General features: G+C 61.8%; 11 protein-coding genes and 3 tRNA genes. 8 read left to right on the forward strand and 6 right to left on the reverse strand.

What is annotated here, in order from left to right:
- Window positions 1-272 precede the first annotated feature (272 nt).
- Both ENJ19_12330 and ENJ19_12335 read left to right on the forward strand, forming a co-directional pair.
- Entirely contained in the window at window positions 273-1,232 is a 960-nt protein-coding gene (locus ENJ19_12330; protein HHM06508.1) for a hypothetical protein, read from the forward strand.
- Window positions 1,225-2,784 (forward strand): metallophosphoesterase, encoded by a 1,560-nt coding sequence (locus ENJ19_12335; GenBank protein ID HHM06509.1) that lies wholly within the window; start codon window positions 1,225-1,227, stop codon window positions 2,782-2,784. Before ENJ19_12330 ends, ENJ19_12335 begins: the two co-directional genes overlap by 8 nt.
- Window positions 2,785-2,923: 139 nt before the next feature.
- On the opposite strand, the gene ENJ19_12340 is transcribed toward ENJ19_12335, so the two are convergent.
- The 4 genes from ENJ19_12340 to ENJ19_12355 form a co-directional block, all read right to left on the reverse strand.
- On the reverse strand, window positions 2,924-3,331 hold the full coding sequence (locus ENJ19_12340) for a hypothetical protein (GenBank protein HHM06510.1): 408 nt from the start codon (window positions 3,329-3,331) through the stop codon (window positions 2,924-2,926).
- An 83-nt stretch (window positions 3,332-3,414) separates the two neighbouring features.
- The gene (locus tag ENJ19_12345; GenBank protein ID HHM06511.1) at window positions 3,415-3,852 is read right to left on the reverse strand and encodes a hypothetical protein; all 438 of its coding nucleotides are present in this window, start codon (window positions 3,850-3,852) and stop codon (window positions 3,415-3,417) included.
- 8 nt (window positions 3,853-3,860) lie between these two features.
- The gene (locus ENJ19_12350) at window positions 3,861-4,382 is read right to left on the reverse strand and encodes a GTP-binding protein (GenBank protein ID HHM06512.1); all 522 of its coding nucleotides are present in this window, start codon (window positions 4,380-4,382) and stop codon (window positions 3,861-3,863) included.
- Between the two features lie 15 nt (window positions 4,383-4,397).
- Entirely contained in the window at window positions 4,398-5,399 is a 1,002-nt protein-coding gene (locus ENJ19_12355; protein ID HHM06513.1) for a hypothetical protein, read from the reverse strand.
- Between the two features lie 168 nt (window positions 5,400-5,567).
- Between ENJ19_12355 and ENJ19_12360 the strand changes: the two genes are divergently transcribed.
- Complete coding sequence (locus ENJ19_12360; protein HHM06514.1) at window positions 5,568-6,530, forward strand: MBL fold metallo-hydrolase; 963 nt, start codon at window positions 5,568-5,570, stop codon at window positions 6,528-6,530.
- Between the two features lie 15 nt (window positions 6,531-6,545).
- Here ENJ19_12360 and ENJ19_12365 read toward each other — a convergent pair whose 3' ends face one another.
- Both ENJ19_12365 and galE read right to left on the reverse strand, forming a co-directional pair.
- Complete coding sequence (locus ENJ19_12365; GenBank protein HHM06515.1) at window positions 6,546-7,211, reverse strand: TIGR04211 family SH3 domain-containing protein; 666 nt, start codon at window positions 7,209-7,211, stop codon at window positions 6,546-6,548.
- Between the two features lie 51 nt (window positions 7,212-7,262).
- Complete coding sequence (gene galE, locus ENJ19_12370; GenBank protein HHM06516.1) at window positions 7,263-8,252, reverse strand: UDP-glucose 4-epimerase GalE; 990 nt, start codon at window positions 8,250-8,252, stop codon at window positions 7,263-7,265.
- A gap of 202 nt (window positions 8,253-8,454) precedes the next feature.
- On the opposite strand from galE, the gene cysC reads away from it, so the two are divergent.
- The 5 genes from cysC to tuf all read left to right on the forward strand — a co-directional run.
- The gene (gene cysC, locus ENJ19_12375) at window positions 8,455-10,083 is read left to right on the forward strand and encodes an adenylyl-sulfate kinase (protein ID HHM06517.1); all 1,629 of its coding nucleotides are present in this window, start codon (window positions 8,455-8,457) and stop codon (window positions 10,081-10,083) included.
- A gap of 69 nt (window positions 10,084-10,152) precedes the next feature.
- A tRNA-Tyr gene (locus ENJ19_12380) sits at window positions 10,153-10,237 on the forward strand.
- 142 nt (window positions 10,238-10,379) lie between these two features.
- A tRNA-Gly gene (locus ENJ19_12385) sits at window positions 10,380-10,453 on the forward strand.
- Between the two features lie 69 nt (window positions 10,454-10,522).
- Window positions 10,523-10,598 (forward strand) — tRNA-Thr (locus tag ENJ19_12390).
- 123 nt (window positions 10,599-10,721) lie between these two features.
- Window positions 10,722-10,858 (forward strand): elongation factor Tu (gene tuf / locus ENJ19_12395; protein ID HHM06518.1); only part of this gene is annotated, 137 nt, incomplete at its 3' end.

The raw sequence follows: 10,858 nt of genomic DNA on the forward strand, positions 1-10,858 counted from the left end.
AGGCCTACTTTGATCGTTTGGGGCTGGTGTCGCTGCTCGATACGGTGCGACGACTCCAGTGTGTCTCATGAACCGCCGGATGCGGAACCGCACGTCCGGTGGTGTGAGAGGACGGCGGGGGTGACCCCGCCTCCTACTCGATCGCAGGCCCGCATTTCCGGCAATGCATTTTGAATGCAACGGTCAAGCATTTGTCAAACGCTGTCGATACCATAACGCGACCGATATCAAGCCTGGTCGTGTGGTGCCCGGCCCGGGGGGTTTCAACGAATATGGACATATTGTTTCTCACTACAGCTCCCCAGCATCAGGCGGTCAATCCCGAGGTGGAACTGGATCGTGAGCGCTTGCGGCGGTGGTTGGATAAAGTGATTGCCGATGAGGTCGGCCCGGCGGTGCGGACGCTGACGAGCACCTTGGGCTCGTTCAACGAAATGCAGGTGGACGATAAAACAAGAGTGTCCCTGCTGGAACTGTACCGCGAAGTCATCTATGAGACCTTTCTGATACACGAAGACCTGTGCCTGGATCACGTCAGCCCTTCCGCAGCCCAGCAGGAAAGGCTGTACGAAGACGTGCTGTGGCTATATATGGGTCTGGCCACGGGTTATAAAATAGTGGTCAAGAACGCCTATGACGCCGGCGTCAGGCCCCGCTGGAAACAGTATTTGATGACGGCGGTGTTTCGCGCCATGGAACTTTTGAGCCGGGCCGTGATTCACGCCTACCGCTCGGGCAGAAACCCTCCGCCCCTGTCTTTCCTTGAGATTCACCAGCTCTATCTCTACGCGGAAACGTGTGACGTTTTGACTGTGGCAGTCAAGGCGGTCAGACGCGAATCCGGCATGCCCACGGTAGATCGCCTGTACAAGCAGATTATGCTGCTCAGCATTATGGCGGCCACCGGCTTCGAGCGTGCGGATGTGATGGCGGTGTATACCTATCTGGAGCCCTTTGCCGCTTGTTGCCGTATCTTTCCCGATGCCCGTTATGATGTGGGGACGGCGGTCTACGCGGTGGATCTGGCGCGCGATGAGGGTCCTGTGCATCAGCGGGACGCCGGTTTGCCGGTGACCTCCTCTACCCGCTCGATTCAAGCCGAACCTGTGGTGACCGCTATCGGCAAGTGGATAAAGAAACTGGAAAAGGATGCAAGTCAGGCTTTTGTGGTGGCGCAGGAGCGGCGGCTGCTCAAAGGCATGATGAGCCGCCTGCAATACTGTCATGCCTGAACCTGATTTCTGTCTCGATTTCAACCCCGCCAGCCGCGGCGTGCGCGTTCTCGGCAGCCTGGGGGCCGCCGGAATCGCCGAGCGCGATATCGTTCTTGCTCTGAATGCCTTTGAAAAAGAGCTGGAGCACGGCGGCGAATTCACCGGCCGGCCCACCACTCACGTGTTGGCGAACGATGAGCATGTGGTGAAGCTCAGGCTGGAATACCGCCTGGACGCGCTGGCGGCCAGGCGCTGGATCGAACAGGCCTTGGCGCGGGAGCGGACGCTGGGGGTCCACCACCCCGCCAAGACCTGGTTCCTGCTGGAAGACCCGGGCGGTGCGCCGCCCCTTATCGCCAATATCACCCCCCGCCTTCAGGCTTTGAATGATGGCGCGCTGTTTGAGGGGGAAGCCGGCCTGTCACGTCTGCTGGATTATTTTATCCGGATATTGTCGCAATACCTGGACGCGGCGGTGCAGCACGACCTGTGTCTGGACCTGGGACTGTCCAACTTCGGTGTGGATCGGCAAGGCGAAATTTATTATCTGGATGACGATCTTTATGCCTGGGACCAGTTCAACGCCCTGACGAACTATCTGGCCATCTTTGTTCGCGCACAGTCGGCGCTGACCGTTGCCGCGGCCCGGGAAATCGGGCGTTTTTTGAGGGAAAAAATCGACAGTTCATTCCGCGATTCCCACTGGTCGGCAGCGGTTGCCGAGCAGCTGCGCGGCGCTTTCGTGCCGGAGACCCGGCGGGCGGTGCTGGCGGCCCTGGTCGAAGCCTTGTATACCCAAAGAGCCGTCGCCTACCGCGGGGGCGGCAGGGGGCGGCTGCTCGCCTTGCTGGCCGACGTACACGCCAACGCGCCGGCCCTGGAGACGGTGCTGACCTATCTCGATCAGCGCGACGTGGGCCACGGGATTCTGCTCGGTGACGTGGTGGGCTATGGCCCCCACCCGGCGCAATGCATTGATCTGCTCAAGGACCTGGAGTGGATGGATGTGGTGTGCGGCAATCACGATTACGCCGTGGTACAGGGCGGGGCCAGTTCCGGCATGAGCGCTCTGGCGGCCTGGGGCATAGACTGGACCGTGGGGCAGCTGGATGCCGAACGCAAAGCCTGGCTGGCCGGATTGCCTCTGTATTTAAATGATGAGCAGTGGCTGGCCGTTCATGGTGCTCCCCGGGACAAAACCTTTTTCAACGCCTATGTCTACCACATGACCTATCGCGACAATCTGGACGAACTGGCCGCGCGGGACATACGTTTTTGTTTTCACGGCCATACCCATATGCCTAAAGTCTATCTGCGGCGCGACGGCGTGGATGAAGAAAGCGATGACGCCCGTCAGTCGATGACGGACTACCACCACGCTTTGGTGTGTCCCGGCTCCGTTGGCCAGGCGAGAAACGGCACGGTGGCGGCCCAGTTCGCCCTGCTGGACACGGAGACCTGGGAGATTGAGTTTCACACTCTGGGCTATGCTGCCGACAGCGTCGTGGCGGATATGCGCAGCCTGCACTTTCCCGCGCAGTTGATAGAGCGTACAGAGCAGGGCCGGTAGTGCGCCGGCCCCGGAGTGCGCCACCGTCAGCCGGCGTTTGTTTCGCATGATGCCGGTTGCGATGGCACGTTTTTCAAGCGGGTGGGCCCCGCTTGAAAAACGGTTTGCTTCTTTGTGGGTGGTGCTTGTGGGTGTTTGTTCAGGGACAGTGCGGGGCGATTTCCGGAAGTCTGGAGCGCACTGCCGACCAGCCCATGCCCAGGTTGGCGCGACGGGAAGTCACCAGAATGGCCAGGGCGTTGGGTTTGCCGGGTACGGTGACCATGAAGTGATAGGTTTTCTCCGTGGTCATCTGCACCTCCTGCATCATGGGCGAGTGTTCTTCACCGCGCATCTGGGCCAGCAGTTTCTCAACGTTGGTCACACCTTTGCCGCGGAACATTTCCACAGCGGCGGCGGCGACGGCGTCGAGATAGGTCTGGGTGAAGTAGGGAATATTGTGGGCCGCCGCCAACAGCAGTCCCGTGTTGAGATCAACAATCGCCGCGCCCAGGGCTTCGTCGACTTCGCTGACGATGCCTTTGCAGATGTCATTCAAATTGGCCATGCCAGTTCCTCCGAGGGTTGTGATAACTCCGTTACAAAGTGCGCCGAAAAATTTCGCCTTCGGCGCAGAGGCGATCCGTTCCTCTACAAGCGCAGGGAGGCGATGGCCTCGGCGGCGCGCTTGGCGTGCGCCAGGGACATGCCCAATGTCGCAGAGTGAGTGGTGAACACGGTGAGCAGCAAGTTGGCGCCGGCGTGCATGACCAGCACCCGGCCTTTGTCGCCGTCGATGACCACGTTCCGGCTGCTGCCTTTGTGGGTTTCGTCACACAGATTGTCGCTTAGGGCCAGCAGCGCGCTGCTCATGGCGGCGAAGCGGTGCTGGTCGAAGCCCGGTTGCAGGCGTTCTGCCCAGGCGATACCGTCGCTGCTGCTGACCATGCAGCCCGTGGTGCCGCTGGCAGCCGCCACCAACTCATTGAGTATTTCGGTCAGTCGCTGGCGGATATTGCCGGAGACGTCCTCGGCATGAGAGACGCTCTCGCCGCTCAGCCGTTCGATAATGTCTGATACCAGTTGCATGGCTCCCCCTACATAAGCATGGACAGCAGGGCATGAATCAGCAGTTTCACGTCCTGCTCACTGCGGGCGTCGATTTCAAACACCGGCACGATCTGGCCGCGCTCGAATAGCCGGGTTTGGTAGTCCTCGATGGTGGCCTGGTCGCCGATGCCGTTGCGTGTGATGCCGATGACGACGGCGGTCTCCTTGATGAATTCGCTGAAGGCGTCCAGGTAGAATTCCATTTGCGCCACCGGATCGGCGTGGTCATTGTTGATGAGCACTACCAGGCCGATGCCGTTTTTGACCAGAATCTTCCACATGAAGTCAAAGCGGTCCTGTCCCGGCGTGCCGTAGAGATGAACCCGCTTGCCGTCCTCCAGCTGGATAAAGCTGTAGTCCATGGCCACGGTGGTGTTCTTTTTCATTTTTTTGGTGTCGTCGGTGGCCATGACGTCGGTGGATACCGGCGGCTCTTCGCTGATGGCGCCGATGGCCGTGGTCTTGCCGGCGCCCACCGGACCGGTGAAAATGATTTTGTCGTTTTCCAGTAGCATGGCGGTGTCTTACTTGATACCCAGGCGCAGCATGAGTCTTGAAAGCAGATTGCGCCGTTGCTGGTCTTGTTTCCTGATTACCTCTTCCTCCTCGGCCACGACGGCGTGCATGTCGAGCAGATTCACCGCATAGGCGGCATTGACGAAGTCGATAATCACTTCGACGGGAACCTGGGTGATTTTTTGCAGCTCGTCGATGGAGACCGCCCGCCGCGCCAGGATGGCGGCCAGCTCCAGATGCTGCAGCACGAAATCATTGCGGGTGAAATTGGGCCAGGCTTTGAGCTTGAAGGCCTTGTGGCGGTCGATTTCGCCCAGCAGCTCGCCCTTGGAACAGGCCAGGGCCGTGGACCAGAGAAAACCGGACAGGGAAGAAATGGGCGTGCCGTCGGCCGGCCCGGGGAAGGCGTCGTTGGAAATATGCTCCACACTGATGTCGCTGAGCCGGGTCCGTGATATGGCCTTTTGCTGATCGCGGTCTGCCGCCGTGGCCATGGCGCTGGTGCTGCCGTTGATGAACACCGGGGGATGGGGGTCGGCGATGATTTTCAGCGATTCTTTGTTGCGTTTGGCCCACAGCAGCAGATGCAACAAATTCTTTGCGCTCGCGTGAGCCGGGGCCGTGGTGCGGGTATCGACGCTGCGGGGTTCCTCTCCGGTGGCGCCGGGTCGGGCGCTCATCTGGGTCTGCATGCGTTCGCACACCTTCATCAACAGGGGGGTGAGGGTGTCTTCGCGCAGCGGTTTGGGTACGGAGACCAGGTTTTTGCCGAAGGTGGGTTCCTGGCTGAGCAGAAGCTTCACCTGGCCGGGTCTGAGGAGGGGCAGTGTATTCTTTCCCTCTTCGCTGTCGGTATCCACCACGGCCAAGTGGCCGCGGGGGTTGCTGCCGGGCAGGACATGACAATGAATGCCGTGATCGCGCAGGCGCTCCACCACCGACGACAGCAGGCCCACGTCGTAGTCGTGCAGGCCCACCGGAGAAATCAGAATTGGTTTTGTTGCTGCCATCTTCCGTACACAGCGTCCCTGTTAAGTCCATACTCAAACCGCGCTTTCGCTACACCCTTATCGACCGGCGGCGGCCGGACTGAAGGGGGGAGCGCAGCGTTCGTGATATGCTCCCCCGGGGAGCGGGCTTGTGCCCCGTTCAGTTTGCGACCGCGACAAGGAATGCCAATGATCCAGGCACCCGTCCAGACACTACCCGGCGGTGTGTTCACCATTGACACCGGTTATCAGCGGCCCGGTTTCGCCGCCAGTCATCTGATCGTGTCAGGGGGGCGGGGGGCACTGGTGGACGTGGGGACGCATCATTCCGTGCCCCGTTTGCTGGCAGCCCTGGAGGTTTGCGGGCTGGGTCGCGAGGAGGTGGACTATGTGTTGCTGACCCACGTGCATCTGGATCACGCCGGCGGGGCGGGGGCCTTGCTGCGGCAATTGCCCCGGGCGCGGCTGGTGGTTCATCCCCGGGGGGCACCTCATATGATCGACCCGGCCAGACTGACCGCGAGCGCCACCGCGGTGTACGGGGAGGCGCGCTTTCGGGAGGAGTACGGTACCTTGGTACCCGTCCCGGCGGCGCGGGTGAGGGCGGTGGAGGATGGCAGCACCTTGCGCCTGGGGGAGCGCGAGTTGCTGTTTCTGGACACGCCCGGCCATGCCCGTCATCATGTCTGCATCTATGATGCGCACAGCCGGGGGGTATTCAGCGGCGACACCTTCGGCTTGTCTTATCGCGATTTTGACAGCGAGCGCGGCGCCTTCATTTTTCCCAGCACCAGCCCCGTGCAGTTCGACCACGCGGCCATGCACGCCTCCATTGACCGGCTTGTGGCCTTGCACCCCCGGTGCTTTTATCTGACCCACTACGGCCGGGTGGACAACTCGCCAGGTCTTGCGGCCGGGTTGCGCCGCCGCCTCGACCACAGTATCGTGCTCGCCCGCCGCGCCGCCCGGGCCGGCACCGCGCAGGAGGCCCAGGCGGCCCTGGTGGCTGCGTTGGGCGACTATCTGATGGACGAGATTTCAGGGCACGGATGTGGCCTGTCGCGGGAGCAGATCTGGGCGCGCATCGCGTTGGATGTGACGCTCAATGCGCAGGGCCTGCTGGCTTATCTGGAGCGGGAAGCGAGAGCTTAGCCCGCACATGTGCGTTTAGAGTCGGTCCCAGCTGGATTTGCGGCGGAAACGCAATCTGGGAATGATCAGGCCCAGCAGGATGCCGGCGATGATGACGCCCGCCCCGCGCACGAACCAGTCGCGGGCGCTGCGGTCACTGAGGGTGGCGTTTTCCTGCTGCAGGGCCTGCAGCTCGGTCTGCAGGTTCACCAGTTGTTCCTGCAGTTTCTTGTTTTCCGCATCAATGGCCAGGGCGCTGGCGGCGGTTTTGCGGATGCGGGTGAGTTCCTGATCCAGGCGGCGGTTTTGTTCGGTCAAGTCCTGCTGGCTTTTGTCCGCGCTTTGTTTTTCCTGCCCCAGCCGGGCGAGTTTTTCCTTGAGCTGTTTGTTTTCGATTTCGACGGCGGCCAGCCGCTGCTGGGCCTTGTCCAGCCGGTCGCGGGCGCTGGGGTGGTCCATCAGAAAACGCGACAACACCCAGCCTTCCCTGCCCTCCGGGGTGCGGACGTGGGTGTAGCCGCTTTCGGGGTCTTCCCCCAACACTGCCAGCGCCGTGCCGCTTTTCAGCATGCGCAAAATCTGGTGCTTGGTGCTTTGTCCCGTGCGCAGGGTGATTTCCAGCTGGTCGCTGACGTAGCGCGTTTCCGCGACGGCCCCGGTGGCCGTGATCAGGGCCAGGAAAAAAGCACTGTACTTGTACATGGCGGTATGCTCATCCCATCAAATGGAGGTGACGCGACATTGTGGCGGATTTCAAGCGTTCCTGGGGGCGGATTTCTGCTCCCAGGCCAGGGCGGTGCGGACGATGAAGTCCAAGTCGTCATGCCGGGGCGCCCAGCCCAGCAGTTCCCGGATGCGTTCGGCGCCGGCGATCAGGGCCGGGGGGTCGCCGGGACGGCGGTCCACCTCGCGGATATTGAGGCGGGCGCCGCTGACCCGCTGCACGGCATCCAGGACTTCCCGCACGCTGTAGCCGTGGCCGTAACCGCAGTTGACGGTGAAAGAATCGCCCCCCGCCACCAGTTTGTCCAGGGCCAGCAAATGGGCGCGGGCCAAGTCTTCCACATGAATATAGTCGCGGATGCAGGTGCCGTCCGGTGTGGGGTAGTCGGTGCCGAACAGGTCGAGACGGTCGCGCTTGCCCACCACCGCCTCACAGGCCACTTTGATCAAATGTGTGGCGCGGGGGGTGGATTGGCCGATGCGGCACTGCGGATCCGCCCCGGCGACGTTGAAATAACGCAAAATGCCGTAACGCAGATCGCTGGCAGCCGCCAGATCCCGCAACATCCACTCGCTCATGAGCTTCGAGGTGCCGTAGGGATTGATAGGTTGCAGGGGGCTGTCTTCCCGGGCCACCATGTCCGCCGGCTCGCCGTAGACCGCGGCGGTGGACGAAAAGATGACGTGTTTGACCCCCGCCTCCTGGCAGGCCGCGAGCAGATTGCGGGTGTGGCAGGTGTTGTTGCCGTAATACTTCAAAGGATCACTCACCGACTCCGGTACCACCGTGTGGGCGGCGAAGTGCAGCACCGATTCCACCCGGTTCTCCTGGAGCAGGCGGGTGACCAGCTCGCGGTCGCCGGTGTCGCCTTCCACCAGATCGCCGTGGAGCACGGCATTCCGAAAGCCCGTGCACAGATTGTCCAGTATCAATAAACGGTGACCGGCGTCGCCCAACTGGCGTACCACGTGGCTGCCGATATAGCCGGCACCGCCGGTGACGAGGAGGGTTTGACTCATTGTTGGATGATCCATTCCGCAAATGGCGCGGGGTCAGAGGATACCATTTTATCCGGTGCCGGCGGGTTTTAGCGCCGGACTTTTTGTCTGGCGCATCTCCGGGCGGTGCTGTAGAATGCCGCGCGGCCGGAATTTAATAACGATAACGGAATAATCCCGGTTTCACTTCCGCAACATCCACCAGCCAAAATACACCCGAACCATGAACGACCTCATTGCCCCTTGTGGTGGCACGTTGATCAAGCTGCTGGCCGGTGCCGGCCAGGCCGCCAGGCTGAAAGAGGAGGCCCGGTCGCTGCCGGCGTGGACCTTGTCCCTGGACCAGCAGATGGAGCTGGAGGCCCTGCTGACCGGCGCCTTTTCGCCTCTGCGGGGCTATATGGGCGCCGCCGATTACGAGGGGGTTTTGGCCCGCATGCGGCTGGCCGACGGGACGTTTTGGCCGGTTCCCCTGTGTCTCGATATCGATGAGAACACCGCCGGCTCCCTGGGCCCCGGCAGCGCCCTGGCGCTGCGCGATCTGGAGGGGGTGCTGGTGGCCGTGCTGCGGGTGGCGGAGCTGTGGCGGCCCGATCCGGCGTTGGAGCGCGGTGCTTTGGGCAATGGGAGCCCCGACCGTCATCCTGTTTACGTGGGCGGTGCAGTGGAGGGGGTGGAGCTGCCGCCGCGCTACAGTTTTAACGCCTTGCGTCGCGGTCCGGCCGAACTGAGGGCCGAGTTCCGGCGACGCGGCTGGACCCGGGTGGCCGCCTGGCACAGCCGTACCCCCCTACACGCAGCCCAACGTCAGCTGGCCTTGAGTGTGGCGCGCGAAAACAACGCCGAGTTGCTGGTGCATCCCCAGGTGGTGGAAGGGAACGATGAGTATTACCGGGTGCGCTGCTATCGGGCGGCCATGGCACATTTTCCTGAGCATTCCACCCTGTTGAGCCTGCTGTTCCTGCCGCTCCGGGCGGCGGGTATGCGCGACCTGGTGTGGCAGGGCATCGTGCGGCAGAATTTCGGCTGCGCCGTTGTGGGGATGGAGGACGACGGGACAGTGAGCGGCGACGAATTGCGCAGGCTGGCGGAGGCGGCGGGTCTGAGCATTCGCTTTGAGTTGCGTCCGCCCCTGGTCTATGTGGAATCCCGGGCCGAATTCATGCGCCCCGAGGCCGTGCCGGAAGGAGAGTCGGGCCAGTACCTGGACGAGCAGGAGCTGCGCCGCCGTCTGGCGGCGGGCCTGGCGGTGCCGCAGTGGTTTTCCTATCCGGAAGTGCTGGCCGAGCTGGCGGAGCGCTATCCGCCGCCATCCCGGCAGGGTTTTACCCTGTTTTTCACCGGCCTGTCCGGCGCCGGCAAGTCCACCATCGCCAAGGCCGTGGAGGCCAAGCTGCTGGAACAGGGCGGGCGGCCGGTGAGCCTGTTGGACGGCGATGTGGTGCGCACGCATCTTTCCAGCGAGCTGGGCTTCTCCAAAGAACACCGCAATCTCAATATCCAGCGCATTGGCTATGTGGCCAGTGAAATCACCAAAAACGGCGGCGCCGCCATCTGTGCCCCCATCGCCCCTTACGCTGAAATGCGTCGCGCCGTGCGGCGGATGATCAGCCGCTACGGCGGTTTCATCGAGGTTCACGTGGCGACTCCCTTGGACGTTTGCGAGGGGCGTGACCGCAAAGGCCTGTACGCCCTGGCCCGGGCCGGAAAAATAAAAGAGTTCACTGGGATTAGCGACCCCTACGAGGAGCCGGAAAATCCTGAACTGCGTATCGACACCAGCCGGCTCAGCGTGGAAGAGGCCGCCCAGTCTGTGCTGCTTTATCTGGAACAGCAGGGCTATATCGCGTAGCCCGACAGGACGGCGGCAGGGATTGACAGCGGCGGGGCGTTAATAGAAAATGCGCCTCTTAAATTTTTGGGAGGGGTTCCCGAGCGGTCAAAGGGATCAGACTGTAAATCTGACGGCTCAGCCTTCGGAGGTTCGAATCCTCCCCCCTCCACCAAGCAACGAGTCCGGCTGCCGGTCTCATGCAAGTGGCGGGAACCGGGCGGGTTGCAGGGTGACTCGATCAACAGGCTTGGGTGGCCCCTGCCGGGCGACTGGCGGTTCACCCGGTTTCTAGCGCCGGCGCCGGGTTTCTAGAAGCGGGTGTAGTTCAATGGTAGAACCTCAGCCTTCCAAGCTGATGACGTGGGTTCGATTCCCATCACCCGCTCCACACAAACTGCAAGCCAAAAGCCGCAAGTGCATTTCAATAACTTGCGGCTTTTGGCTTGAAGTTTTAACGGCCCATATAGCTCAGTCGGTAGAGCACTTCCTTGGTAAGGAAGAGGTCACCGGTTCAAATCCGGTTATGGGCTCCATTGTGAGAACTGTGGGCCGGGCGTTTGGCGCATTGTTAAAGCGTCGCGGCTGGGGCTTCCATCGGTCCGGGGTCTGGTTCCGCGGGTGGGTAATCATCATTGACCTTGAGGAGATCTGTAGCGATGTCCAAGGAGAAATTTGAGCGTACGAAGCCGCATGTTAATGTGGGGACGATAGGTCACGTTGACCACGGCAAGACGACCCTGACGGCGGCGTTGACCAAGATATCGGCGGACACCTACAGTGGTGCCGAAGTGAA

This window comes from Gammaproteobacteria bacterium (assembly GCA_011375345.1).
Classification (GTDB): domain Bacteria; phylum Pseudomonadota; class Gammaproteobacteria; order DRLM01; family DRLM01; genus DRLM01.